The 26,429-nt window shown below is 30.5% G+C and carries 23 protein-coding genes; 17 read left to right on the plus strand and 6 right to left on the minus strand.

Annotation, left to right across the window (positions count from 1 at the left end; genetic code table 11):
* Positions 1–111: 111 nt before the first annotated feature.
* The 6 genes from XO08_RS08805 to murJ are packed head-to-tail and all read right to left on the minus strand — an operon-like array spanning position 112 to position 4,939.
* Complete coding sequence (locus tag XO08_RS08805) at positions 112–987, minus strand: AEC family transporter (RefSeq protein WP_075666577.1); 876 nt, start codon at positions 985–987, stop codon at positions 112–114.
* Positions 984–1,232 (minus strand): hypothetical protein, encoded by a 249-nt coding sequence (locus XO08_RS08810; RefSeq protein ID WP_075666578.1) that lies wholly within the window; start codon positions 1,230–1,232, stop codon positions 984–986. Before XO08_RS08810 ends, XO08_RS08805 begins: the two co-directional genes overlap by 4 nt.
* The gene (gene rnc / locus XO08_RS08815; RefSeq protein WP_075666579.1) at positions 1,222–1,917 is read right to left on the minus strand and encodes a ribonuclease III; all 696 of its coding nucleotides are present in this window, start codon (positions 1,915–1,917) and stop codon (positions 1,222–1,224) included. Before rnc ends, XO08_RS08810 begins: the two co-directional genes overlap by 11 nt.
* Complete coding sequence (locus XO08_RS08820; protein WP_075666580.1) at positions 1,836–2,861, minus strand: 7-cyano-7-deazaguanine synthase; 1,026 nt, start codon at positions 2,859–2,861, stop codon at positions 1,836–1,838. The genes rnc and XO08_RS08820 overlap by 82 nt, the downstream gene beginning before the upstream one ends.
* A complete protein-coding gene (locus tag XO08_RS08825; RefSeq protein WP_075666581.1) occupies positions 2,854–3,546 on the minus strand; it encodes a biotin--[acetyl-CoA-carboxylase] ligase in 693 nt (230 codons plus the stop codon). Before XO08_RS08825 ends, XO08_RS08820 begins: the two co-directional genes overlap by 8 nt.
* Positions 3,533–4,939 (minus strand): murein biosynthesis integral membrane protein MurJ, encoded by a 1,407-nt coding sequence (gene murJ, locus XO08_RS08830; protein ID WP_075666582.1) that lies wholly within the window; start codon positions 4,937–4,939, stop codon positions 3,533–3,535. The genes XO08_RS08825 and murJ overlap by 14 nt, the downstream gene beginning before the upstream one ends.
* Before the next feature lie 106 nt (positions 4,940–5,045).
* Between murJ and XO08_RS08835 the strand changes: the two genes are divergently transcribed.
* From XO08_RS08835 to XO08_RS08915, 17 genes are read left to right on the plus strand one after another with little or no spacing between them, the layout of a single operon-like run.
* Entirely contained in the window at positions 5,046–5,324 is a 279-nt protein-coding gene (locus XO08_RS08835; RefSeq protein WP_075666583.1) for an RnfABCDGE type electron transport complex subunit B, read from the plus strand.
* Positions 5,321–6,112, plus strand: a complete 792-nt coding sequence (dprA, locus tag XO08_RS08840; protein ID WP_075666584.1) for a DNA-processing protein DprA — start codon at positions 5,321–5,323, stop codon at positions 6,110–6,112. The genes XO08_RS08835 and dprA overlap by 4 nt, the downstream gene beginning before the upstream one ends.
* Positions 6,099–6,935: a pantoate--beta-alanine ligase gene (gene panC / locus XO08_RS08845; protein WP_075666585.1), complete on the plus strand. Its 837-nt coding sequence runs from the start codon at positions 6,099–6,101 to the stop codon at positions 6,933–6,935. The genes dprA and panC overlap by 14 nt, the downstream gene beginning before the upstream one ends.
* Before the next feature lie 4 nt (positions 6,936–6,939).
* A complete protein-coding gene (locus tag XO08_RS08850; protein ID WP_075666586.1) occupies positions 6,940–9,048 on the plus strand; it encodes a TIM-barrel domain-containing protein in 2,109 nt (702 codons plus the stop codon).
* Positions 9,049–9,059: 11 nt separating this feature from the next.
* On the plus strand, positions 9,060–11,156 hold the full coding sequence (locus tag XO08_RS08855; protein WP_075666587.1) for a polyribonucleotide nucleotidyltransferase: 2,097 nt from the start codon (positions 9,060–9,062) through the stop codon (positions 11,154–11,156).
* Between the two features lie 14 nt (positions 11,157–11,170).
* Positions 11,171–12,412, plus strand: a complete 1,242-nt coding sequence (locus tag XO08_RS08860; protein ID WP_075666588.1) for a pitrilysin family protein — start codon at positions 11,171–11,173, stop codon at positions 12,410–12,412.
* Positions 12,409–13,401, plus strand: a complete 993-nt coding sequence (locus tag XO08_RS08865; protein ID WP_075666589.1) for an HD-GYP domain-containing protein — start codon at positions 12,409–12,411, stop codon at positions 13,399–13,401. The genes XO08_RS08860 and XO08_RS08865 overlap by 4 nt, the downstream gene beginning before the upstream one ends.
* Positions 13,402–13,411: 10 nt before the next feature.
* The gene (hslU, locus tag XO08_RS08870; protein ID WP_075666590.1) at positions 13,412–14,791 is read left to right on the plus strand and encodes an ATP-dependent protease ATPase subunit HslU; all 1,380 of its coding nucleotides are present in this window, start codon (positions 13,412–13,414) and stop codon (positions 14,789–14,791) included.
* A gap of 10 nt (positions 14,792–14,801) precedes the next feature.
* Complete coding sequence (locus XO08_RS08875; protein WP_077288027.1) at positions 14,802–16,088, plus strand: carbohydrate ABC transporter permease; 1,287 nt, start codon at positions 14,802–14,804, stop codon at positions 16,086–16,088.
* A 10-nt stretch (positions 16,089–16,098) separates the two neighbouring features.
* Positions 16,099–18,249: a carbohydrate ABC transporter permease gene (locus tag XO08_RS09365; protein WP_077288028.1), complete on the plus strand. Its 2,151-nt coding sequence runs from the start codon at positions 16,099–16,101 to the stop codon at positions 18,247–18,249.
* A gap of 20 nt (positions 18,250–18,269) precedes the next feature.
* Positions 18,270–18,920: a fructose-6-phosphate aldolase gene (gene fsa, locus XO08_RS08885; RefSeq protein WP_077198764.1), complete on the plus strand. Its 651-nt coding sequence runs from the start codon at positions 18,270–18,272 to the stop codon at positions 18,918–18,920.
* 5 nt (positions 18,921–18,925) lie between these two features.
* Positions 18,926–20,671: an aspartate--tRNA ligase gene (gene aspS, locus XO08_RS08890; RefSeq protein WP_077288029.1), complete on the plus strand. Its 1,746-nt coding sequence runs from the start codon at positions 18,926–18,928 to the stop codon at positions 20,669–20,671.
* On the plus strand, positions 20,652–20,984 hold the full coding sequence (locus tag XO08_RS08895) for an STAS domain-containing protein (protein ID WP_075666595.1): 333 nt from the start codon (positions 20,652–20,654) through the stop codon (positions 20,982–20,984). Before aspS ends, XO08_RS08895 begins: the two co-directional genes overlap by 20 nt.
* A gap of 8 nt (positions 20,985–20,992) precedes the next feature.
* A complete protein-coding gene (cmk, locus tag XO08_RS08900) occupies positions 20,993–21,661 on the plus strand; it encodes a (d)CMP kinase (RefSeq protein ID WP_075666596.1) in 669 nt (222 codons plus the stop codon).
* Complete coding sequence (locus XO08_RS08905) at positions 21,634–24,066, plus strand: bifunctional 4-hydroxy-3-methylbut-2-enyl diphosphate reductase/30S ribosomal protein S1 (RefSeq protein WP_075666597.1); 2,433 nt, start codon at positions 21,634–21,636, stop codon at positions 24,064–24,066. The genes cmk and XO08_RS08905 overlap by 28 nt, the downstream gene beginning before the upstream one ends.
* On the plus strand, positions 24,035–25,351 hold the full coding sequence (gene der / locus XO08_RS08910; protein ID WP_075666598.1) for a ribosome biogenesis GTPase Der: 1,317 nt from the start codon (positions 24,035–24,037) through the stop codon (positions 25,349–25,351). Before XO08_RS08905 ends, der begins: the two co-directional genes overlap by 32 nt.
* Before the next feature lie 10 nt (positions 25,352–25,361).
* Positions 25,362–26,420: a BMP family protein gene (locus tag XO08_RS08915; protein WP_075666599.1), complete on the plus strand. Its 1,059-nt coding sequence runs from the start codon at positions 25,362–25,364 to the stop codon at positions 26,418–26,420.
* The last annotated feature ends 9 nt before the right edge of the window (positions 26,421–26,429 follow it).

Below are 26,429 nucleotides of genomic sequence, written 5' to 3' on the forward strand. Positions count from 1 at the left end.
GAAATATTATAATCTATATTTCTTCAAGTAAATTATATCACAAAGTATTTTAAAATGAAAAGACTTAAATTTGTGAATTTGTTAAAAAAATCCTAATATTTAACTCTATCTTTAAATAATCTTTTCTATTAAAAATACCCAGACAGGTATAGTAAAAGCAGAAAATAATGTAGTAATTGCAACAGTAAGACTAATGTCGGAAGAGTCGCCAGTTAAAGCATCGATTAGGATAACACTGTTTATAGCAGTTGGCATAGCACTTTCTAATATAAATACCTTTCCTAAGTTTTTTTCCATGTGAAAGATAATCACATAAATTAGTGCAAAAAAAGGATAAATAAATAACCTAATTAGTGTAGTTGATAACAATAATTTGTGGTTTATTTTCTTTATTGTAATTTTTGAAAGGGATAAGCCAACAAATAAAAGTAACACTGGTATAGCTGCATTTTTTAATAATAAAATTGTTTCTAAAATTGGCTTTGGAAAATTTCTATAATTTATACCAAGTAATGACAAGATATATGCAAGTATTATTACATATATGTATGGAAGTTTAAATGTATTTTTTAAACTTATTTTTTTGTCAAGAAACATTGGAACAAATATGGACCCCAAGATCATATTAATCACAGAATATATAACACCATATGATAAGGCTTTTTCACCCCAAACGGATAACAAAATGGGGTATCCTAAATACCCCGTATTTATATAAACACTATTTGTGAATAAAAGTGATTTGTTTTCTTTAAATGGCAAAGATATAAAATAGAATATTATAAATAGTATTATTATACCGCTACCATATGTTTTCAGTTGTGATAGTGATGGTGGATAATCGTTGATAAAAGTGAAAGTTAACGTATTTGCCATTATCCAAAGAGAAATCTTTGATAAGATTTTAATGTCAAACGGAAAAATTTTACCAAAGAGGAAGCCAATTAAAATTATGACAAACGGAGGTAAGATATTAAAAAGTATCATTTTTCATTTCTACTCCATATTATTTCGTTTTTGTACTTTATTTCTTTTATTTCTTCAGGATAATTCAATTTATTTCTTTCCAAAATTTCTAAAATCAAATCTATGGGTAATGATGTTTCTACCCAAATCTCTTCAACTGTTACAGTTTCTATTCCACTATTTGCAAAGTTACTCAAAACTTTAGAAAGTGCTTTTTCATATCTCTCCCAAGTAATATTGTATTCTTTCAACTTTTTATTTTCCATTTTTTTCATCCTCCTTTAATTTTTCATATGCAGTTTTTGCTGCAAGTTTTTCAGATTCTTTTTTTGAAGTTCCTTTTGCTTTTGAAAATATTTTGCCGTTTATTTTTAGTATCGTAAAGAATTTATTTCCCATTACTGTAGTTTCATATACAGGAAGTTGTTTGAATTTTTCTTGGGTTATCTCTTGAAGTTTTGTTTTGTAGTCAAATATTCTTTTACCCGAAAGAAAAATTTCTATATATTCCTTAAATATATCTGAAAATAGATTTTCTATAGTATATAAGTTTTTCTTTGAATCTAAATATACAGCCGCAACTAAAGATTCAATTACATCAGCTAAGATGGATTTTTTCTCAGAACCTCCATTTCTTTTTTCTCCTTTTCCAAGGATTAAAAATTTTCCTATGTTTAATTTTTTTGCAATTTCGTATAAAATGTCTTCACTTGTAACTGCAGATTTTATTTGAGCCATAGTACCTTCTGATAGATTTTCATAATTTTCATACAAAATTGTACAAACTAATAAGTCAATAACAGAATCCCCCAGAAATTCTAATCTTTCATAAGATTCTTTTCTGTGTTCATTTGCGTATGAAGTATGTGTTAAAGCAGTGAACAAGAGTTCTTTATTTCTAAATTCGTACCCAATGATATTTTCGATTTCTCTTGTTCGAAATTTTCCCATTCTTCCACCCCAACTACATGAATAGTTCTAAGCTTATTATTTTTGGATTCTTTCCAGACCACTTTTATAGGTACTGCAAATTCGGGTTGTAGTTTTCCTTTTTCGATCCAATATTTTGAATTTTCCACCCTGTAAATAGATGGGTTGGCTAAAACTTTCAAAATTAATGGTTTGTTTGCAATTATAACTTCATCAATTACGTCAAGTGTCTCTATTTTTTTTCCGATTTCTTCGATGTTGTATACCATGGGTTTAACGTTTATTATGGCTATATTTTTTGAAAGTGGTCCGATAATTTTTACATTTGCAAGTTCTAAATTCTTTGGAACGTTTTCAAGCAAAATTTCATTTGCTAAGTCAACAGCTTTGCCATGGTAATTCATATTTGTCATAATTTTTAATAAATGTTTTAATTTGCATCCTTCTCTTTTAGCGTTTTCTCCAATCCTTTCAAGTTTGAATGAATAATAATTAAGAATTTCTTTTATTTCTTTTTTATTAAGATTACCAAGTGGTGCATAAAGTCCGTTGAATAATTTCAAACCAGTTTTTCCCCAACTATCACTTTGATTAGAACCTGTAACAACTAGTATGTCTTTTGCATAGTTTTTTACCGTATTCATTTTTACTGACTTTGTACACATATTACAGGATGGACCATTTTTCCAAATTTCTTTTTGATATAGGGATTCTAAAAATGTTAACTTTAATCCCATTTTATTTGCCGCTTTTTTAACAATTTGGATGCTTTTTTTGTAAGTAAATGGTCCATAAACAACATTTACCAATTCCACTTTTTCAGGTCCCAAAGCATCTTTACAAAGAAGAGCTGCAACTGTACTGTCAAGTCCTCCGGAAAAAGCTACAATTACTTTGTTATTACCCACAGTTTTTCTAATTTCATCTATTATGTTTTTTATTTTTTTATTTAAAATACTAATCATTTATCCCTCCTTTTTCCAATTCATGAATACTTCTTATTTTTATCCGTTTTTTATTTTTTTCAAGTAGCAAAAAATCAGGAAAAATTTTGATTATTTTGTAACCTGAGATCTTGTCTCCTTTTTTAAACATTAAATTTTTTTTCCATTTGATGTTTAATAGTGGAGAAAATAAAGAGAATAACAGAAAATTCTTGTTGTATTCTTTTATAAATAATTTTAAAAAATCATTTGGGTTGATTTTTTTATTTTTTATGTGATAAATTGAAATCCCATTTTTTGGTACATCATTATTTATGTTTATACCTATACCAATTATAATACATTTTATTTTATTGTTAAATGATATTGCTTCTGTTAGGATTCCAGAAAGTTTTTTGGAATTAACATATATGTCGTTTGGCCATTTGATTTTGGCATTAATATTTAGATTTTTTAGTACATTTAAGATTACTATGGAAGATAATTTTGTATAAAAGTTTGGTTTTTTTAAGTTCCTTTTTACTAATATAGAAAACCAGAGTCCTCCTTCATTTGACACCCAATTTCTTCCGAGTCTACCTCTTCCATTTGTCTGGATTTTTGAAACAACAATAGTTCCATTTTTTAATTTTTTATATGAATTCTTTAGATAGTCATTTGTACTGTTTATTTTTTCAAAATATATAATTTTGTTACATTTTAGCATTTAAATACCTCCAAATTAATTCTTTATAAAATATAGTAGAAAGTAGGAGATATATTATAACTGCTATGAGTATTTGGATTAAAAAATGAAGGTTTTTAAATGGAATAATCCCCAAAGTCATTATAAGGCTATTTAAGAGTATTTTTAAACAATCCTTTATAGGGAATATTTTTATATATAGTATTAAATACATTGCTCCAATAATTCCAGCAATACTTGTAGCAAATGCTACACCTATTGGCCCCCACTTCATTCCAAAAATTAAATCTAAAATTATATTTGAAAAAGAGACTATTAAAGTTGCGTAAAAGGGAATCTTTGTGTTTTTTATTGCATGAAAGCTTCTGGAAAGAGTCGAATAAATACCATAGAAAGGTAAACCCAAGGAGTATGCAATTAAAACCTTTGAAGTTATTGCTGTATCGTAAGCGGAAAATTGTCCGTGTTGATAAAAGAATTTTATTATCTTAAAAGAAAGGTAGATCAATCCAAATGTTGAAGGAATGGTAAGTACTAGTGTTGATTTTAACGCATCATTTACGTAATGTTTAAAAAGGTGTTTTTCATTTGAGATTTTTGAGAGAACTACTGTGGAAACGGAAACTGCAAATAAACCATACGGAAGCATATAAAACCTAGAAGCGTATTGTAAATAAGAAATGCTTCCTTCACTAAAAAAAGAAGAAACATTCATATCAACAACGGTATTTACTTGAGAAATAGTCATTGTAAAAAAGGTAGGAATAAAATATTTAATAAATTCTGGAAAGTATTTTAATGTAAAATAATATTTATGTGAAAAAAATGATTTTATTAAACTTAAAAACATAAGTATACTACCAAAGAGGAAGCCGAATGTCGGTGCAAGTATTCCATATTTTTTTGATAAGAATATTCCAATGATTATAGCAATATTTGATAGACTTGGAGTAAGAGCCGGCCAGAAAAACTTGTCTTTTGTATTTAAAATTGAGTATAATATTGACCAAAGAAAGATAAAGTAAACGGCCGGTGCTGTTATTAGAAGTAGCTTTTTTGATAATTCTTTTGTTTGGATGGAAGCACCTGCACCAAATAAATTTATAAAGGCTGCCGGAAATAGATAAGTAAAAAGAAGTAGCAAAAAAATTATAATAGAAAAACCATTTATTATAGAGGATAAAAACATGTCTTTGTTTTCTTTTTCGCTGTACAATGGTACAAAAGCAGAAGACATTGCGCCCTCACCGAATACTTTTCTTAAGAAAAATGGAAACATTATAGCTATAAAATAAGCATCAAGTTGGTAAGAAACACCAAAGTATTTTGCAAAGAGTATGTCTCTAAATAATCCTAATATTCTTGAAAAAAATGTTGCTGTAGAAAATAAAATACTACTAACGAATATTGACATTTTTTCCTCCTTTTATTTTTTCAATAGATATTATAGCATTAATGACAATTTTAATCTATTTATGGTAAAATAAATCTAGAAATAATAAAAATAGGAGGTGTTTGACGTGGTAGTACTTTATTCGGCACTTGTTATGGGAGTTTTAGGATTGGGATTTGGTCTATTTTTGGCGTTTAGTAATGAAAAATTTAAAGTTGAAGTTGATCCAAGAATTGAGTTAATTACAAAAGTATTACCTGGAATAAATTGTGGGGCGTGTGGATATCCAGGCTGTGAAGGATATGCTTCAGCTATCGTAAAAAAAGGTGATGCAATTGATAAATGTCTTCCTGGAAAGAAATCGGGTGTTCAAGAGAAGATAAAGGAAATACTTGAAAAACAATGAAAAAGAATTTAAAAATAGTAGTTTGGCATTTTTCTGGCTATAGGCTAGACGAAATTGAGAGAAAACTAAGTAAAGATGAAGATGGAGAAAAAAATGATTTGTATTTTAAATTAGAAGATTGGCTTTCAAAGACTGAGAATTTTGTAGTGACCTATTTTGATGAATATTACCCGGAAAATTTAAAAAATGTGTGGAATCCTCCTGTTGTTTTATTTGGAAAAGGAAAAAAGTCTTTGTTATTAAAAAGGAGCTTTTCGATTGTTGGGGCGCGTAAAGCAAGTTCATATGGTAGAAAGGTAACATGTGAATTTTCTAAAAAGTTGAGTAATTATTTTGTGATTGTAAGTGGAATGGCAATGGGAATTGACTCGATAGCCCATAATTGTGCAAAGGAAACAATTGCAATTTTAGGAAGTGGTGTGGATGTTTGTTATCCTGAAAAAAATAGAGGAATATACGAAAGGTTAATTCTAGATGGTTGTGTTATAAGTGAATATTTACCGTGGAAAAGTCCAAGAAAGGAGTATTTTAGAGAGAGGAATAGAATCATTGCAGGTATATCTGAAGGGACTTTGATAGTTGAGGGAAAATTAAAGAGTGGAACAATGATTACTGCAAGGTTTGCATTAGAGTTTGGTAAAGATGTTTTCTGTATACCTGGAAATATATACAATGAAAATGCACAAGGTCCAAATTACTTGATAAAAAATGGCGCATTTTTAGCAACAGGACCAGATGACATACTGGATTATTATATTTTAAGGGGTGTACTGTATGATAATTGTTGAAAAAGTAGATGAAATGAAAAAAATATCGAGAAGTTTAAATGGGAAATCCATAGGTTTTGTTCCAACGATGGGTTATTTACACGAAGGACATCTTTCATTAGTTAGAGCTGCAAAAAAGGAAAATGATGTAGTTGTAGTGAGTATATTTGTAAATCCGACACAATTTGGTCCAAATGAAGATTACGATAATTATCCTAGAAATTTAGAAAGAGATTTGAAACTTTTGGAAAGTGAAAGTGTTGATTATGTGTTTATTCCTACAAATGAAGAAATGTATGAAAAAGACTTTTCAACATATGTTGAAGAAGTTTCTTTATCTAAATTTTTATGTGGCGCAAAAAGACCAGGTCATTTTAGAGGTGTTTGTACGGTAGTTACAAAATTATTCAACATAGTAAGACCTACGCGTGCATACTTTGGTCAAAAAGATGCTCAACAGTTTCGAGTATTAAGGAGAATGGTAAGGGATTTAAATTTTGATGTTGAATTGAAGGAGATGCCAATTGTTAGGGAAAAAGATGGACTTGCCATGTCTTCAAGGAATATCTATTTGACCAAAGAGGAGAGAAAAGAAGCTACAAGGCTTTATAAATCATTGTTAAAAGCTAAAGATCTTGTTAAATCAGGTGTGGTAGATGTAAAAATAATAAGAGATGAGATGAGAAAAATTCTTGAGCATCCACTTTTGAAAATTGATTATATTGAAATAGTTGATGAGGAAAACCTTATGCCAGTTGAAATAATTGACAGAAAAGTTGTCATTGCCATTGCAGTATTTGTTGGAAAAGCAAGATTAATTGATAATATAATCATTGGAGGGTAAATGGATGATTTACAAAGTGATATATGGAAATCCGGATGTAAGTAGCGAAGCGGTTGTAAATGAAAAAAAGGTAAAGTTAGTGGATCAAGAGTATTTAAAAAACGTGATTTTCGATGAATGTCTTTTAAAAAACGAAAAAGAATATTTGATATTAAGAATAAAGTTAAAGGAAAAAAGAGGTTTTTATTTTGGCTTTGGCGATAAAGTTGGGCCTTTAAATAGAAAAGGAAGAAGATATATTTTTTGGAATACGGATGATTTTATTCATCATCCCGGAGCAGAACCTTTGTATAAGAGTTTTCCATTTTTTATTTACATCTCAAAGAACATGAAATTTGGAATATTTACAGATTATCCTGGTTATATGGAGATTGATCTAGATAGTGAAGGTAAAGGGGAAATAGAATTTAAAGTTAGAGGAGAGGGTTTTAATCAATATATTATTTTAGAAGAAAAGGTAAAGAAGATCTTAAAGCAATATCTATATTTAACCGGTAAAAATGTGGCCTTTCCATTTTGGAGTTTGGGATATCAACAAAGTAGATGGAGTTATTCTTCTCAAAGTGAAGTTTTGCAAATTGCAAAGAAATTTAGAGATAAAAACATACCATGTGATGTTATTTGGCTTGATATCGATTATATGGAAGGGTATAAGGTTTTTACTTGGAATAAAGAAAATTTTTCCAATTACAAGTTAATGTTAGAGAAACTTCATAATATGGGGTTTAAAGTTTCGGCAATTTTGGATCCGGGAGTTAAAGTAGAAAAGAATTATGAAGTGTTTGAAGAAGCCAAGGATAGATATTTTTTGAAAGATACTTCAGGGAAAGATTTTGAAGGAGCAGTTTGGCCTGGACGTGTTAGGTTTCCAGATTTTTGTGAAAATAAAGTTAGAAAATGGTGGGCAAGAAAAGTTAATAAGCTTTTGGAAGATGGAATAGATGGATTTTGGAATGATATGAATGAGATTGCAATTTTTGCAAGTGAAAAAGATATAGAAGATGCAAAAGAAAAATTGAAAAATATAAAATTAGAGGATGGAATAAAGGTTGCAAGTGTAATTGGAGAAATTGGAGAGATAAAAAAAAGGGGAAGAGGAGATGAGATAGTACATCTTTCGGAAAAGAAACACTATAAGTTGAAAAATGTTTATGGTTTTAATATGATTCGTGCAACATTTGGAGGTTTTCCAAAGAACAAAAGAAAGTTGATAATTACAAGATCAGCGTATTCGGGAGTCCAAAGATATGGAGGAGTGTGGACTGGGGATAACCATAGTTGGTGGGAGCATATACTTTTAGAAATTCAAAGAATAAACTCTTTGTCGATGGTTGGCGTTTTTAACTCTGGATTTGATGTTGGAGGATTCGGGGGTAATGTTGAACCAGAGTTAATAGTTAGGTTTATGCAGTTAGGAGTCTTTATGCCTTTGTTTAGGAATCATTCAGCTATTGGGACTAGGAGGCAAGAACCTTGGAGTTTTGATACAGAATATGAGGAATTATTAAAAGATGTGATAGTTTATAGGTATAAACTAATCCCCTATTTATACACATCCTATATGTTAGGAATATTAGAAGATATACCACTTATTGCCCCAATTTTTTATCATTTTGAAAACGATGAACAATCTTACCAGGTTTTTGATCAGTTTATGGTTGGAAAAAGATTATTAGTTGCGCCTGTGTATAATCCTGGTGTGACAAAAAGAATGGTTTATTTGCCTAAGAGAGCTTTAAATTTCAACAATAAAATTTTTGTAAGAAAAGGTTGGAATCTTGTGGATGCTCCTTTAAGCAAGATTCCGCATTTTATATTGGATGGTTCTATTGTATTTATGCAAGATGAGGTACAATACTTGAAAAATTCATATAACGATGTATTAACTGCGCATGTAGTAGCTTATAATGATAAAGCTGTTGGATATTTGTATGAAGATGATGGTGAAAGTTATAATTACAAAAAAGGATTATATAACTTATACAAAGTAGTCTACGATAAAGGAAATGTACAGTTTTTAACTAAAAGAAATGGTTTTTTGCATAGGAAACGGAAAATTAAATTTAAAATTTACAGAAAGTTTGGTCTGGATGAGTTTGAGTTAGAATTTTAGGAGGTGTTTTGATGAAAGATTTTAAAGAATGGAGTAAGGAGTTATTTGGAAGAAAATTAACAGTTCAATATGGAAAAGTTGCTAAACAATCTTCAGGTTCAGCATGGGTTCAATTTGGAGATAGTGTGGTATTAGCTACTGCAAATATTTCAGATAGAGTGATAGAAGGAGTTGATTTTGTCCCGTTAACCGTTGAATATCAAGAAAAATTTTACGCCGCCGGAAAAATTCCAGGTGGGTTTATAAAACGGGAGGGTAAACCTTCTGAATCTGCAATTTTATCAGCAAGATTGATTGATCGACCAATAAGGCCGTTGTTTCCAAAATATCTGAGAAATGATGTGCAGTTAATTGTAACTGTACTATCTGTAGATTCTGATACACCACCGGATGTTACTGGTATAATTGCATCTTCGCTAGCTTTGAATTTTTCAAAGATACCGTTCACTGGTATTGTTGCCGGTGTAAGAGTGGGATATGTTGATGGGAAGTTTATTGTTTTTCCGACCGAAGAACAATTAAAAAATAGTAGGTTAGATATTGTAGTTGCGGGAAGTAAAGATGCGATAACAATGGTGGAGGGAGAAGCAAAGGAGATTTCAGAGGAAGAAATGGTGCAAGCATTGCTTGTTGCACATGATGCAATTAAAGAGATAATATCTTTTGAAGAGGAAATTTTGAAAGATATTAGCGTTAAAAAGATGGAAATAGAAGAGCCAAAACCAAAAGAAGAACTAATTCAAAAGTTGGAAAGTTTAATTTTAGAGCAAGAATTAAAGGAAAGATTATTAACCAAAGAAAAATTGGAAAGATCCGAAAGATTAAAAGAGTATAAGGAAGAGGTTATTTCAAAAATTTTTGAAGAATTTGATGTTGATGAAGAGGAAAAAGCAACTCAAGAAATGCTTTTAAAAGAATATTTTGATGAGAAAGCAAAAAGTTTGATGAGGAAAATAATAGTTACGGAAGGATTAAGAGCTGATGGAAGAAGCCCAGAAGATATTAGGCCAATTATTTGTGAAGTGGGGATTTTGCCAAGGACTCATGGTTCGGCACTCTTTACAAGGGGAGAAACTCAAAGTTTGGGAATAGTAACACTTGGTGCTCCAATGGAAGAACAAATTGTTGATACTATAATGGAAGAAGGAACAAAACGTTTTATTTTGCATTATAATTTTCCACCATTTTCCGTTGGAGAAGTAAAACCGTTAAGAGGCCCTGGAAGAAGAGAAATAGGTCATGGCCATTTAGCGGAAAGGGCACTAAAAGCTGTGGCACCGGCTGAAGATGATTTTCCATATGTAATACGTGTAGTTTCTGAAATTTTGGAATCAAATGGTTCTTCTTCAATGGCAACTGTATGTTCTGGTTCTTTGGCGCTCATGGATGCTGGAGTTCCGATAAAAACACATGTTGCAGGGGTTGCAATGGGGTTAATCGTAGAGGATGGAGAAGCAGTTGTTTTAACTGATATTCAAGGTTTAGAAGATCATTGGGGAGATATGGATTTTAAAGTTACGGGTACAAAAGATGGTATTACTGCGTTTCAGATGGATTGTAAAATAGCAGGAGTGGGCGAGGAGTTACTTAAAAAAGCTTTAGAACAGGCAAGAATAGCTAGAATGAAGATTTTGGATATAATGTTTAAAACTATTGAAAAACCAAGAGAATCCCTATCACCTTATGCTCCTTTAATTGCTAATATAGAGATAGATCCGATAAAGGTTGGAGAAATAATAGGTCCTGGCGGTAAAGTAATTAAATCTATTGTTAAAGAATTTGGCGTTGAAATATCCATTGATGATACAACTGGAAAAGTTTCAATTTATGGTAAGGATCAAAAGAAAGTTAATGAAGCCATTGAATATATAAAAACATTAACTAGAGAAATAAAAGTGGGTGATATTTTTGAAGGTAAGGTTACTAGAATTGAACCTTATGGTTTGTTTGTTGAGTTAATGCCTGGAAAAATAGGACTTGCACATTCTAGTAAATTAGGAAGTGATTCAAAGGAATTTAGAAAAAAATACAAGATAGGAGATCAAATAAAAGTAGTAGTTGTTAATATAGACAATAGTGGAAGAATTCAATTGGGAAAAGCAGAATAGAGGGATGGAAAATTATGGAAAAAATGATTTTAAGAAATGGAATTGAACTATATTTTTATCCTGTAGAAGGCGTTAGATCTGCTACTATTGCATTTAACGTTGGAGTGGGATCTGTGTACGAGCCAGAGGAACTATCTGGCATTTCCCATTTTATTGAGCATTTGTCCTTTAGGGGGACAAAGAAATATAATATGAAAGAATTAAAATTAATGGTTGAAGAAGTTGGTGGCATGTTAAATGCGTGGACAGATAAAGAAAACACAGTATATTATGCCAAAGTCCCTTCTTCTACTTTATTTGATGCATTTGATGCGCTAAAGGAAATAGTTTTTTATCCAAATTTTAAGGATGAAGATTTAGAGTTAGAGAGAAGCATAATTTATCAAGAGTATCTTTCTCACAAAGAGGATCCCATGAGTAATTTGTTTGATTTGATGTATCAAAGGGGATTAAGAGGACCGCATTCTAAAACGGTAATCGGCACAGAAGAAACTATTAAAAATATATTGTTAGATGATATTAAGAGATTTCATGAAGAATTTTATACACCGTATAATGTTAAAGTAATAATAGTTGGTTATGTAGATAGAAAGGTATTGGATAGAATAGTTAATGAACTTGAAAAAGTGGACGGAAATTTTATTAGAACCGTGAAACACAAAAGTGATATAAATCATGGGATTTTGGAAGGAAAGGTAATGAAAAATGCAAAACAAGTTCACATATTATACGTAACAAAGGGATTTTCACTTGAAGAGCATGAAAGATATCCAATGATAGTTTTGAATACAATATTAAGTAGTGGTATGAGTTCGTATTTTTTTGAGGAAATAAGGGAAAAAGAAGGATTGGTTTATGATATATTTTCTACGAATCTTTCGCAAAAAAATTGGGGAATTTTTAATATTTATGCGGCTGTGTCTCTAGAAAAAGTTGAAAAGTTTGTAAGAAGAATGTTTGAGGTTATAAGGAATTTTAAATTGACTGATGATATGTTCAATTACGGAAAAAAACGGATGATTGGAAAGTTAGAACTTTCAACTGAGAGTACTTCAACTATTACAAATTTGATAATTGAATATTTAGCGAATGATGTTACTCCTGAACTTCCGATAGATATTATTAAAAGAATTAAGACTATACAAAAAAAGGAAATAGAAGATGTTTTTGAAAAACTTTTCACTCAACGGTGGTCGTTATTTTATGTTTCTCCCAAAAAGTTAAATAATCTAAATTTTAGGGGGGAATTCTTTTGATTATATGGAAAAATATTGAATTAGTTGAACCAGGTGAAATTGTTGGTGAGGATGTTTATGATCCTTCGGGGTTTATAATATTGATAAAGGAAGGTTCTGTATTAAAAGAAGGGGATATATATCTTTTAAAAAACCGTGGAGTTAGTATTCTTCCAATTTATGTAGAAGAAGTACTAACCTCTGAGGATATAGAACCAACAATTGATATGGAATTATATGATAACTTATCTAAAGATTTATCCAATACCTTTGAAGAGGTAAAGAATGGAGAATTAAATGTAAAAAAAGTAGTTAAACACTCAGAGGAAATTATGAAAAAAGTTCTTGAAAAATACAACGAAAAGATTCTTAATTTAATTAGGAAAGATCAAAAACCTTTGGCAAGACATGCTATAAATACCGGTGTAATATCTTCCATTATTGGGATTAGTTTGGGGTTTGATGATGAAACATTGAATAAACTTATAATTTCTGCAATTTTACATGATGTTGCACACGAAAAACCCGTTCGTGATATAATAGAATACTATGATACTCATCCAATAAAAGCAACGGGAATGTTGAGAAAACATTTTAATATGAATGATGATGTTTTGCTTTCAATATTGCATCACCATGAAAGATTTGATGGAAAAGGATATCCGCGAAATTTAAAGGGAACATCCATTCCGGTTTTTGCAAGAATACTTTCAATAGCTGATGCGTACGATACGCTTATTAGTAAAGATTTTCCTGGAAAAGCTTTTTCTCCGTATGAGGCAGTAAAATTTATAATTTCAAATTCTGGAAAAATGTTTGATCCAAATATAGTTTCAAAATTTGTACAATATGTTGGTATATATCCTACTGGAACGGTGGTAGAGTTAAGTAACGGAGAAAGAGGTATTGTAGTGAAAGTTTTATCTGGCCTTATTCCTTTGGTAAAAGCCAATGGTAGGTTACTTGATATAGTAAAGGAGAAGATATATATAAAGAAAGTAATTAATTAGGAGGGAAACCATGAAAAATTTTGATAGATTAACTCCAAAACAAATTGTGAATGAACTAGATAAGTTTATTGTGGGACAAAATGAAGCTAAAAAAGCTGTTGCTATTGCTATAAGAAATAGAATTCGTAGACAAAAATTACCAGATGAATGGAAAAAAGAAATAACTCCTAAAAATATTTTAATGATTGGGCCTACTGGCGTTGGTAAAACAGAAATAGCAAGAAGATTGGCTCAACTTTCTGGTTCCCCATTTTTAAAGGTTGAAGCAACAAGATTTACTGAAGTTGGATATGTTGGAAAAAATGTTGATTCAATGATTAGGGAATTAGTCGAAATAGCTGTAAACATGGTAAAACAAAAGAAAATGAAGGAAGTTGAAGAAAAAGCTAAAAGAAATGTCGAGGAAAGGATTTTAGATGCCATTTTACCAAGTGCAAAAAAAACACAAATCCCATTTGCAAATATTTTTGGGATGCAATTGGAAAAAACTCAAACTGTAGAGGAAAATGTAGATTTTAGAGGTAAAAGGGAAGAGTTAAGAAAGAAGTTGAGAAATGGAGAACTTGATAATAATGAGATCGAAATAGAAATTGAAACTGGAAATTCTCCAATAGGTTTTATAGGTCTTCCTGAAATGGAGGATATTGGAATGGATTTATCAAATGTTTTGGGGAATATTTTTCCAAAACAGAAGAAAAGAAGAAAGATGAAAATTTCTGATGCTAAAAAAGTGCTATTACCAATAGAAGAAGAAAAACTTATTGATATGGATGAGACAGTTCAAGAAGCATTAGAACTTGCTCAAAATAGGGGAATTGTATTTATAGATGAAATGGATAAAATTGCGGTAAAAACATCTGGGGGAGGGCAAGATATTTCAAGACAAGGTGTACAAAGAGATCTTTTGCCAATAGTAGAGGGAACGACTATAACTACAAAATATGGACCTGTTAAAACAGACTTTATATTATTTATAGCCGCAGGAGCTTTCCATGTTTCAAAACCTTCGGATCTTATACCAGAATTGCAAGGAAGGTTTCCAATAAGGGTGGAACTTGAACCATTGACTGAAAATGATTTTGTAAGAATTTTAATTGAACCGGAAAACGCCTTAACTAAACAATATCAAGCGTTGCTTTATACTGAAGGAGTACATTTGGAGTTTACTGAAGATGGTGTAAGAGAAATAGCAAAGGTATCGTATAAATTGAACCAAAAATTGGAAAATATTGGTGCAAGGAGATTGTATACAGTACTTGAAAAGATACTTGAAGACGTTTTATTTGAAGCACCAGACATAGAAGAAAGAATTGTCGTAGACAAAGACTTTGTTAATAAAAAATTGAAGGATATAATAGAAGATGAAGATTTAACTTCGTATATACTATAGGAGGGAGAAAGTGAAGGCATCTGCTAAAAAAAGACTAAAAGAGTCAGTTTTGGCATATTTATTTTTGTTGCCATCGTTAATTGTGTTAGGTATATTTGTTTTTTGGCCTGTAGGTTTTTCGTTTGTTTTAAGTTTTTTTAAGTGGGATTTTAGAAACATGAAAACCCCTTATTTTAGTGGTTTTGATAACTATTTAAAAATTTTTGAGTATAACTATCCTCCAAAATTTTCTTTTTTGGAGGGGTTATTTTATTCTATTTCATATATTTTTCTTTCTATAATTTTAGTTTTTACGGTTTATGCTTTTGTGAGAATTTGGAAAGATAAGAAGGTTACTATATTTTTTGTTAATATTTTTGCTATTGTATGGGCATTTTTAATATTTTTTAAATTGAATTCCTTTATTTTGTTTTTAGATATAGTTTTAGCTGTAGTTTTATTTTTGAATTTAAAAAACAAAAGTTTGACGAAATTATTTAAAAAATTTGCTTGGATTAATGTTTCGGCTATAATTGTTGTGTATGTTTTGCTTGAAACAAGTAAATTTAATCAAAATGGATTATTTATGTTTTTTATGGATGCAAAGGATAAGAATTTGTTTATGAAAGCTTTAGTTAATACGTTTTATTACGTTATTTTAACAGTTCCTATAACACTTTTGTTATCGTTGATAGTAGCCGTTTTATTAAATTCAAATGTAAGATTTAGAGTGTTTTTTAGAACGAGTTATTTCATTCCTTTTGTTACATCCGTAGTTGCAGTCTCATTGGTTTGGAAGTGGATTTTTAATGACGAGTTTGGACTTTTGAATTACTTTTTATCTTGGTTTAATATAGAAGGAATAAGGTGGTTAAAAGATGAAAAGTGGACAATTCCAACTATTGCGATTGTATCAATCTGGAAGCAGATAGGTTATGATGCAATTATTTTCTTGGCTGGACTTCAAAATATTGATCAATTTTATTACGAGGCAGCAGAGGTTGATGGTGCAAATTCTTGGCAAAAATTTTCAAAAATTACGTGGCCTTTACTTTCACCGACTACGTTTTTCCTATTAATTGTTTCAATGATTGGTGCTTTTAAGGTTTTTGCACAAGTTTATGTTTTATATGACGGGTTACCTGGTCCGTACAATAATAGTGGTATGACAATGGTGTATTATGTATTTGATTTATTTTATAGGCAACAGAGAATGGGAATTGCCAGTGCAGCTGCATATTTATTATTTGCGGTTATATTGATATTTACTGCAATCCAATATAAAGTTGGGAATAAAGTTGTAGAATACGTATCGTGAGGTGAAAGTGATGAAGAAGTTGATAATATATTTATTACTTTCAATAGGTTTTGTTGTAATGATTATGCCTTTTGCATGGATGATAATAACATCTTTTAAAATGCCTAGTGAAGTTCAACAATGGCCTCCAAAATGGTATACCAAGAACTTTTTCAGCAAAAGAGATGTTAAAGTTGAAACAAAAATAGGTGCAGTAAGGACTTTAAAGGGTATTAGTTTGAGCGAAGCTTTAAGTTTTACCTCTTCAAAAGAAGAGGACAATGTTTTAAACATTTCAGTAGAAGATGATCCATTCTATAGAGGAGTATTAACCATAGATATAAAAGGATTTGATTATATAGAAAGATTATCCAATTCGCAATTTCAAAATTGGTTGAAAAATGTAGATATTCCCATAGAAATACAATATGATACACCTGAAAATTTTTTTGAAGAAGTTTTTTTGTACTTTAATAGTGGTTCAAAACCGTATTTTAATAGATTAGAATATATTTCAAATTTGACTGGAAAATTTGACTCTGCAATTTCTGGAATAAATTTAATTTCCAAGTTTGTTAATAGAAGAATAAAAGATAAAAGTGAACAAGAAAAATTTAAAATATTTTTAAATTCAATGAAGGAACAATTATTTTCAACAAAAGAGATAATAAAAAAATATAAAGCGGGGAAATATTTGGTATTGGAAAATGATGAAATAAAGAATATTTATGATATTTTATCCAGTTTAGATTTAAATTACAATGGAGAGAATGTTTTAAATAAGGTTTATAACAATAAAGTAGTAGATGTTATAAAATCAGAAATAAAAATTTTGGAGTTTTATTTAAAAGTATACGATTATTTTAAGAATATTCAAAGTAAAGTTGTAAACTCTTCAATAGTTGCAAAAGTAATGTCAAAAGACGAGAAATATGAGCTTTTGAAAAATGAGATTTCAAAAATTGACAATCCAATATTAGAGGAGATATTAAGCGAAAAAGATCTAAAGGATCTACCTGAAAAATTTTCCAAAAAAGTTGACAAATATTTTATGAATGAATATGCCATTAGTATTTCACAACTTAATAGTTTAAAAAGTTTAATAGTAAGTTATAAAAATCTTTTGATTGAAAAGAATATAGATTATACATATATTCTTAAAAGCGGTAATTTTAACGATTTAAAATATGTGTCTGATGAAAGATTAAAAGATAGTAATACTTATAAAATATTTATTTCTAAGTTGGAAAACATATCATCTAGGATAAGGAATTTAGATAAATTCTTAAAGGAATTAATGTTGTATACGGATTATGTTGATGAGGTAAGAAGAGTTTACAATAACTCAATGAATGCATGGAAAATAATAAAAGCTCCAGAATTTGTTAAAAACATTAGAGTTAAAAACGGGGAAGTAATAGAAATTGAACTCTCAAATGTTTCACCTATATACCTTAGTGATGATAATTTAAAGATGGTAAGCTTGAAATTTTCTTTTGGAGAGGTTATAAAGAATGTTTTTCAAAATTATGTTGATGCTTGGAATTCAGCTCCATTTGGAAGATATTACTTAAATACGGTTTTTGTGGCAACTGCAACAACAGTGCTTGAAGTAATACTTGCATCAATGGCGGCTTATGCATTTTCTTGGATGAATTTCCCTGGGAAAAATTTAATATTTGGAATCTTTTTAGCTACAATGATGGTTCCGGGTGAGGTATTACTTGTTCCAAACTTTATAACCATTTCTAAGTTTGGGTGGATAGATACGTATTATGCATTAATAATTCCTTGGATTGTAAGTGTATTTGCTATATTCTTAATGAGACAGCATTTTTTAGCAATTCCAAGAGAATTATTTGATGCTTCTAAGATTGATGGTTGTTCTCATTGGAAGTTTTTATGGAAAATTGTGGTACCATTAAGTAAACCTGTAATTATTACCGGTGCTTTGTTGAAATTTGTCGGAAGCTGGAATGGATTTTTATGGGTATTAATAGTTACAAATTCTGATAAGTATAGAACTCTTCCAGTTGGATTGCAAAATTTTAGTTCGGATGTTGGAACACTTTATAATCAATTAATGGCTGCAGCAACATTTTCGATACTACCAGTTATATTGTTATTCTTATTCACACAACAGCACTTTGTTAGAGGAATTGCAAGAACAGGATTAAAATAATTGAAAAAGGAGGGAATGAAATGAAGATTTTTCTCGATACAGCAAAGATTGACGAGATAAAAAAGGGAGTGGAATGGGGATTAGTTGATGGAGTGACAACAAATCCTACATTAATTGCAAAAGCTGGTACTCCTTTTAAGGAAACTATTAAAGAGATATGTCAGATCGTTCGAGGGCCTGTTTCTGCTGAAGTAGTTTCATTGGATTGGCAAGAAATGGTAAAAGAAGCAAGGGAACTTGCAAAAATTGATGATTACGTTGTTGTAAAAATTCCTATGACCCCTGATGGGTTAAAAGCTGTTAAGATTTTATCAGCAGAAGGTATAAAAACTAATGTTACACTAGTTTTTAGTGCAAATCAAGCATTGCTTGCGGCAAAAGCTGGTGCTACTTATGTTAGTCCATTTGTAGGAAGAATGGATGATATAGCTAATGATGGAATGGGAATTGTTGATGAGATTATTACCATATATTCTAATTATGGTTTTGAAACTGAAGTAATTGTTGCAAGTGTAAGACACCCCAAACATGTTTTAGAATCTGCATTAATGGGAGCGGATATTGTTACAATTCCTTTTAATGTTCTTGAAAAGTTGTTTCATCACCCTATGACGGAAATAGGTATTAAGAGATTTTTAGATGATTGGAAAAAATATCAAACAGGAAGGTGAGGATTTTGTATAGGACGCATAATTGTGGAGAATTAACAATTAAAAATAAAGGAGAAAAAGTAGTACTTGCTGGATGGATAGAGCGTATAAGAGATCTTGGAGGAATAAAATTTATAATTTTAAGAGATAGGTATGGGAAAACACAATTGGTGGTAAGTCCCAATTCATCAGCGTATAAAGTTTCTCAAGAGCTAGGTAGGGAATGGGTAATTCAAGTGAAAGGAAAAGTATTGGAAAGGCCAAATGAAACGAAAACAGACACGCCAACTGGTGAAATAGAAATAGATGTTGAAGAAATAAATGTTTTGTCTAAAGCAGAGATACCACCATTTTATCCAGGAGAAAAGGTTTCTGAAGATTTAAGGTTAAAGTATAGATATATAGATTTGAGAAATGGTGAAATGCAAAGTAATTTAATAATTAGACACAAAATGGCGCAAACTGCAAGAAATTTTTTGAATGAACATGGTTTTGTTGAAATTGAAACACCATACTTAACTAAAAGTACTCCCGAAGGAGCTCGGGACTTTCTTGTGCCTTCTAGACTACAAATGGGAAAATTTTATGCTTTGCCTCAATCACCTCAGTTATTTAAACAGCTTTTAATGGTTTCGGGTTTTGATAGGTACTATCAATTTGCAAGGTGTTTTAGAGACGAAGATTTAAGAGCAGATAGACAACCTGAGTTTACTCAAATTGACATTGAAATGTCTTTTATGGAAATGGAAGATATTTTGTGTTTAATGGAAAACTTTGCAAGAGAAGTTTTTAAAAGTGTAGGAATAAGGTTACCGGAAAAGTTTGATAGATTAACATACGATGAAGCAATGGATAAATACGGTAGTGATAAACCAGACAGAAGATATGGAATGGAGCTTGTTGACTTTACAGAATATTTTAAAGAAACAGATTTTAGGGTAATAAAAAATGTAATAGAAAATGGTGGATACGTTAAAGGATTTATTACAAGTATTCCTATTAGTCGAAAGATAGCATCTGAATTTGAAGAATATGTAAAGCAATTAGGCTTAGGTGGATTATTGTGGTTTAAAGTTGAAGATAAAATAGTATCACCGACAGCGAAGTTTTTGTTGAAAAATTACGAAAAAATTGTAGAAAAGTTTAAATTAAAAAAAGAACAAGTGGTATTACTTGCGGCTTATGATGATAAAGAAGTGCTTAATGGTGCACTTGGTTCGTTAAGATTAAAAATTGGAAAAGAATATTTTAAAGAGTTGGAAGAAGGGTATGATGCACTATGGGTAGTTGATTTTCCATTTTTAGAATGGGACGATGAGGAAAATCGTTATGTAGCAAGGCATCATCCATTTACAATGCCTAAAAATTTGGAACAAAAATTAGATGAAATAAAAGCTTATGCATATGATATGATAATTAATGGAACGGAAGTAGGCGGAGGAAGTATAAGGATACATGATAGTGATATTCAGAAAAAAGTTTTTGAAATAATAGGTTTAACTGAAGAAGAGGCCAACGAAAAATTTGGTTTTTTCTTAAACGCATTAAATTTCGGAGTTCCACCGCATGGAGGAATAGCATTTGGTTTTGACAGGATGGTTTCAATTGCTGCTGGTGTTAATTCAATAAGAGATGTTATTGCGTTTCCAAAGACTACAAGTGGGACATGTCAACTTACAGGTGCACCGTCATTTGTTGAAGAAAAACAATTAAAGGAATTGTCAATTGAAATTCATAAAGGAGGTATAGAAAATGAGGAGCACGAAGGTTGAATTTTCAAATGAAGAAAAGGCATTAATTGCTAAAGTATATGGAGATATTGATGCATATCATTCGGCAGATATAAAGAAGGAAATTAGAGAAAAAATGATTTCATCAGATAAAGAAAAGATTATCATTGATCTTTCTGAAGTAAATTACATAGATAGTGCAGGTTTGGGGAGCTTGGTTGCAATTTTAAAAGATGCAAGAATGAATAATAAATTGTTGTATTTAATGTCTCCAAAACAGTCTGTTATGAGAGTTTTTGAAATGACAAGATTAGATAAGGTATTTAATATTATTTCAAGTATTGAAGAAATTTAGGTGATAGAATGCCATGTAGAATAGCAATAGATGGACCAGCTGGTTCTGGAAAGACGACTATTGCAAAATTACTTGCGAAAACTTTAGGTATCTTTTACTTGGATACTGGGGCTATGTATAGAATTGTTGGATTGTATTTGGAGAAAAGTGATGTTAGTAATGATGAAGAAATAGAAAACAAATTAAAAGAATTAAAGTTATCTTTTTCGGATGGAGATTTTTTTCTTAATGGAAAAAAAGTTGGTGATGAAATTAGAACACCTGAGGTTGGAATTTATGCCTCTAAATATGCTAAAAACGAAATTGTAAGAAGATATCTTACAAAGCTTCAAAGAGAGATTGCGGAAAATGAAAATATAGTAGTGGAAGGAAGAGATATTGGAACTGTTGTTTTACCAGATGCAGAAGTAAAGATATTTCTTGTTGCCACACAAGAAGCTAGAGCGAAAAGAAGGTTTAAGGAGTTGACAGAAAAGGGAGTAAAAGTAACATACGAGCAGGTGTTAAATGAAATAAAATTAAGAGATAAACAAGACTCTGAAAGGAATGTCGCACCTTTGAGAAAGGCCAAAGATGCTATATTAATAGATTCAACGAAGTTTTCCATTGAAGAAGTAGTTCAAAAGATATTAGAGGTGGTTAAAGAAAAATGCAAATTATTGTGGCAAAGGGAGTAGGTTTTTGTTTTGGAGTAGAATACGCAGTAAATAGGGCCAAGACTCTTTTAAAGAGTGGCGTAAGTGTCTGGACGGATGATGATATAGTTCACAACAAATTTGTTATGAAAGAATTAAATGATTTGGGTTTGTCAAAAACTTCTGGAGATGTTTTTTTAGTTAGAGCACATGGACTACCCAAATATGAGATTGAAAAATTAAATAAAAAATACAAAATAGAAGATCTTACGTGTAGGATTGTTAAAAATTTATTTAAAACTGTTTCAAAGTTGGAAGAAGAGGGGTATAAAGTGGTTGTTTTTGGAAAAAAAGAACATCCAGAGATGAAGGCGCTAAAGAGTTATTGTACTGATGCTATCATTACAAAGGAGCCTGTAATGGTTGTAGGAAAGAGAATAGCTGTTGCAAGCCAAACTACCATGTCATATTCAGATTTTAATCTTTTTGCGGGAAAAGTAAAAGAAATGTCTAAGTTTGAAGAGTTTAAAGTAATAAATAGTATATGTAATATAACATATGATAGAGAGATTGAAACGCAACAATTATCAAAAATTGTGGATTTGATGGTTATTGTTGGTGGAAAACACAGTTCTAATACAACTAAGCTTTATAAAATTGCTAAAAAATATACCAATGCTATTCATATTGAATTTCCTGAAGAGATAGAATTTATACCCAAGGGGGTTAAAAAAGTTGGAATAATAAGTGGTACATCTACACCAAAAGAGTTAGTTGATAAAGTGGTAGAGAGATTAAAAATATTAGGAGGGATGCTGCAAATGGATGGAAATTTTGAAAAACTTTTAGAAGAGTATTTGTACACAGATGTTAGAAGGGGAGAAGAGGTAGAAGCAACTGTTTTAAGAAAAAGTGATACTGAACTTTTTGTAGATTTTGGTTGGAAAGGTGAAGGGATTGTAAATTCTAATGAACTTGTAAAAGATTTGGAAGAATATAATATTGGTGATAAAATCACATTATTATTGTTAAAAAAAGATGAAGAAAATGGTACAGCATATTTATCAGAGAAGAGAATCTATTTGAAAAAAATTAGAAGAATTTTAAAGGAAAAGTTTGAAAAAGGCGAAAAAGTTACAGGAAAGATTATCTCAAAAGTTAAAGGAGGATATAAGGTATTAATTGATAATGTTTTAGAAGCATTTTTACCAAAGAGTGAATCTATGATATTTGATGATAATATACCTGAATACAAATGTGAGTTTAAGATTATAAAATTTGAAAATAAAAGAAGATTAAATGTTGTACTTTCAAGAAAGGTATTAGTGGAAGAACAAGTGAAAAAATTTTTCAATGAGAGAAAAAATGGAGATATTGTTGAAGGTATAGTGAAAAAAATTGAAAAGTTTGGAGCGTTTATTAGAATTAGCGAAGGTATTGAAGGATTATTGCCAAATTCGGAAATTTCTTATGATAATGAAGTAAATGCTTATGATGTATTAAGTGAAGGGCAAAGTGTTAAATTATATTTAAAAGAAATTGTTCCGGAAAGAAAAAAGATAATCTTGAGTTTAAAGGAATTACTTCCAAATCCGTGGAATAGTGTTGAGAGAAAGTATAAAGTAGGAGAAGTGGTTAGTGGGAAAGTGAAGAAGATAATGCCATATGGGTTTTTTGTAAATCTTGAACCAGGTATTGATGGATTTGTCCATATTGATGATGTATTTTGGGGAAGAAGAGGAAATTTAAAAGAGTTAATTTCTGAAGGAGATTTTGTGAAATTAGTTGTAAAAGAGGTGGATAAAGAAAACAAGAGAATAAAGTTAAGTTATAAAGAAGTAAAGGGAGATCCATGGGAAAGTATTGAGGAAAAATATCCAGTTGGAAATGTTGTGACTGGTGTTGTTAGAGTTATTTTTGAGAAAGGAATAATAATAGATATTGAAGAAGGAGTAAGTGGATATTGTCCTATTTCGGAAATCTCATGGAAATACATAAGAACTCCAAATGAAGTCGTAGCCGAAGGTGAAAAGGTAAAGGCCGTTGTGACAGAACTTGATAAAGAGAATAGAAAAATAAAATTAAGCGTAAAAAGGGTGGAACAAAATCCGTGGAAACTGTTCAAAGAAAACTACAAAGTAGGAGATGTGGTAAAAGTTAAATTAACGAAGGAATTGAAAAAAGGGTATATTGGTGTTATTGAAAATGTTGAAATTTACATTCCAAAGTCGGATGTGGATTCAACTGTCAATATAGGAGATGAATTAGAAGTAAAGATTATTGGTATTAAGGAAGACGTAGAAATTTTAAGGATTATTGCAAGCGAGAAAGAAAAAGTAAGTGAGTCTTTAATAGAAGAAATAAACAATGAAGCTGAGAAGGAAAGATTTAGTTCCATTGAAAGGAAGGTAAAAAATGGCAACAGTTTTGATAGTAGGGAAGAGTAATGTTGGAAAATCAACGCTTTTTAATAAATTAATAGGTAGGAAAAAATCAATTGTAGATAATAAAGAAGGTGTTACAAGAGATGCGGTTAGTGACCGCGTCTCTTATTTTGGAAAATCTTTTAGATTAATAGATACGTGTGGAATTTTCGAGAGACCAGAAGATATCATATCTTCTAAGTTAAAAAATTTAACTTTGGATATGTTGAAAGAAGGAGATCTCGTTTTGTTTGTGCTTGATGGAAAAAATGGATTAACCTCTGAAGACTATCATCTTGCGGATTTTTTGAGAAAATCAAATTCTGATGTATTGTTGGTGGTTAATAAATCTGAAAATGAAAAAAAAGTTTTGGTAAATTTATCGGATTTTTATAGCTTAGGATTTGGTGAACCAATATTTGTTTCAGCAGAACAAGGAAAAAATATCGATAATTTAGTTGAAAAAATCATTGAGAAGTTGGAAGAAAAAGGAAAAAATTTAAGTGAAGAAGATAATAATAATGATTCTATAATTAGGGTAGCGTTAATTGGAAGACCAAATGCGGGAAAATCAACATTATTTAATAGTATATTAAACAAAGAAAGAGTACTTGTTACTCCTATACCTGGTACAACAAGAGATGCAATTGATGAGTTAATAGAATTTAATGGCCAAAAATATCTATTTATTGATACAGCGGGGTTAAGAAGAAAATCTAGAGTTGAATACAAAAGTATTGATATGTACAGTAATGTGCGGGCTATAAGAAGTGTTGAATTAGCCGATGTTGTTGTGTTAGTTATAGATGCCATCGAAGGTATCACACACCAAGATCAAAGAATAGCAGGGATTGCTGAAAATAGAGGAAAGGCAACTGTTGTTGTTTTTAATAAGATAGATCTTGTGAAGAATTTTAATTTTAGAAAAACAGAGTTTATTGAACATTTTAATGAAAAGTTATATTTTATTAATTATAGTCCTGTGGTATTTGTAAGTGCTGCAAAAAACAAAGGAATAAAAAAATTAATAGGCGCAATTAATGAAGCATATACTTCGTTAAATTACAGAGTTAATACAAGTGCGGTAAATGCTGCTATACAGAGAATGGTTATGTTTTCACCACCACCAAGAGGTTTAAAGATATTTTATGGTGTGCAGGTAGACGTAAGACCTCCAACATTCTTATTTTTTACAAATGGGAAAAAAGTTCCAGAATTTTATCAAAATAGTATTAGAAATACTATTCGCGAGAATGTCTATCCTTTCAATGGGGCACCTATATTTTTGAAATTCAAAAATAGGCATTAGGGGGGATATTATGAAGAAGATTATATTACTTGGGATTTTATTATCTATAAGTGTGTTTTCTTTTAAGGTTATAATGGTAACGGATATCGGGGGATTAGGCGATGGATCTTTTATGGATGGAACTTGGTCTGGTATTGTTAAAGCGTGTGAGGAGCTTGGCATTGAGTATGAAGTTATACAGTCAAAGGAACAAGGAGATTACGTAAGTAATTTAAGTAAGGCAGCAGAACAAGCAGATGTAGTTTTCGCTGTAGGTTATTTAATGTCTGATGCGTTTTATAAAGTTGCGCAACAGTATCCTGAAACATATTTTGTTGGAATAGATTTTGATAACGGTACAGAACTTTCAAATGTTATGACATTTACATTTAAAGAACAAGAGGGTAGTTTTTTAACTGGATATCTTGCTGCTGGAATGACAAGAACTGGAAAAGTTGCGATTATTGGTGGAATTCCTATTCCACCTGTGAAGAGATATGAAATTGGATTTAGGGCGGGAGTTAAAGCATTCAATCAAATTCATAACACAAATGTTGAAGTGAAAGTTGTGTATGCAAATTCATTCACAGATCCAAAAAAAGGAAAAGAATTGGCGCAGGCATTAATTAGTGAAAAAGTAGATATTATTCAACAAGCTTGTGGAGGAACCGCATTAGGAATTATTGAAGCAGTCAAAGAAGAGGATCAAAAATTAGTAAAATCGGATAATTTAAAAGACTTGATTGATTATTTCTACGAAAATGGCGGTTATTTTATGTTAGGTGGTGATGTTGAGCAAGGGCCACAAGCACCTGGCTATATTTTAGCAAGTGCTATTAAAAGGGTTGATGTTGCAAGTTATTTAGCTGTTAAAATGGCGTATAATGGAGAATGGGCGCCTGGAAATACGGAATTGGGAATAAAAGAAAATGGTGAAGGAATTAGCAATATGATATTTACCAAAGGGATAGTTCCTGATAGTTTGATTTGTGAGATAGAATATCTAATAAGTTTAATAAAAAAAGAAGAATTTATAATTCCATCATCTGAAGAAGAGCTTAATGGAATGAAAATAAAAATTAAGTTTTAAACGGTGATA

The sequence above is a fragment of the Thermosipho sp. 1074 genome (assembly GCF_001999655.1).
GTDB lineage: Bacteria > Thermotogota > Thermotogae > Thermotogales > Fervidobacteriaceae > Thermosipho > Thermosipho affectus.

What these genes read in the sequence shown, in the direction of transcription:
- XO08_RS08805 (WP_075666577.1), bottom strand. Translation starts at nt 987, where the DNA reads ATGATACTTTTTAATATCTTACCTCCGTTTGTCATAATTTTAATTGGC.
- XO08_RS08810 (WP_075666578.1), bottom strand. Translation starts at nt 1,232, where the DNA reads ATGGAAAATAAAAAGTTGAAAGAATACAATATTACTTGGGAGAGATAT.
- rnc (WP_075666579.1), bottom strand. Translation starts at nt 1,917, where the DNA reads ATGGGAAAATTTCGAACAAGAGAAATCGAAAATATCATTGGGTACGAA.
- XO08_RS08820 (WP_075666580.1), bottom strand. Translation starts at nt 2,861, where the DNA reads ATGATTAGTATTTTAAATAAAAAAATAAAAAACATAATAGATGAAATT.
- XO08_RS08825 (WP_075666581.1), bottom strand. Translation starts at nt 3,546, where the DNA reads ATGCTAAAATGTAACAAAATTATATATTTTGAAAAAATAAACAGTACA.
- murJ (WP_075666582.1), bottom strand. Translation starts at nt 4,939, where the DNA reads ATGTCAATATTCGTTAGTAGTATTTTATTTTCTACAGCAACATTTTTT.
- dprA (WP_075666584.1), top strand. Translation starts at nt 5,321, where the DNA reads ATGAAAAAGAATTTAAAAATAGTAGTTTGGCATTTTTCTGGCTATAGG.
- panC (WP_075666585.1), top strand. Translation starts at nt 6,099, where the DNA reads ATGATAATTGTTGAAAAAGTAGATGAAATGAAAAAAATATCGAGAAGT.
- XO08_RS08850 (WP_075666586.1), top strand. Translation starts at nt 6,940, where the DNA reads ATGATTTACAAAGTGATATATGGAAATCCGGATGTAAGTAGCGAAGCG.
- XO08_RS08855 (WP_075666587.1), top strand. Translation starts at nt 9,060, where the DNA reads ATGAAAGATTTTAAAGAATGGAGTAAGGAGTTATTTGGAAGAAAATTA.
- XO08_RS08860 (WP_075666588.1), top strand. Translation starts at nt 11,171, where the DNA reads ATGGAAAAAATGATTTTAAGAAATGGAATTGAACTATATTTTTATCCT.
- hslU (WP_075666590.1), top strand. Translation starts at nt 13,412, where the DNA reads ATGAAAAATTTTGATAGATTAACTCCAAAACAAATTGTGAATGAACTA.
- XO08_RS09365 (WP_077288028.1), top strand. Translation starts at nt 16,099, where the DNA reads ATGAAGAAGTTGATAATATATTTATTACTTTCAATAGGTTTTGTTGTA.
- fsa (WP_077198764.1), top strand. Translation starts at nt 18,270, where the DNA reads ATGAAGATTTTTCTCGATACAGCAAAGATTGACGAGATAAAAAAGGGA.
- XO08_RS08895 (WP_075666595.1), top strand. Translation starts at nt 20,652, where the DNA reads ATGAGGAGCACGAAGGTTGAATTTTCAAATGAAGAAAAGGCATTAATT.
- cmk (WP_075666596.1), top strand. Translation starts at nt 20,993, where the DNA reads ATGCCATGTAGAATAGCAATAGATGGACCAGCTGGTTCTGGAAAGACG.
- XO08_RS08905 (WP_075666597.1), top strand. Translation starts at nt 21,634, where the DNA reads ATGCAAATTATTGTGGCAAAGGGAGTAGGTTTTTGTTTTGGAGTAGAA.
- der (WP_075666598.1), top strand. Translation starts at nt 24,035, where the DNA reads ATGGCAACAGTTTTGATAGTAGGGAAGAGTAATGTTGGAAAATCAACG.
- XO08_RS08915 (WP_075666599.1), top strand. Translation starts at nt 25,362, where the DNA reads ATGAAGAAGATTATATTACTTGGGATTTTATTATCTATAAGTGTGTTT.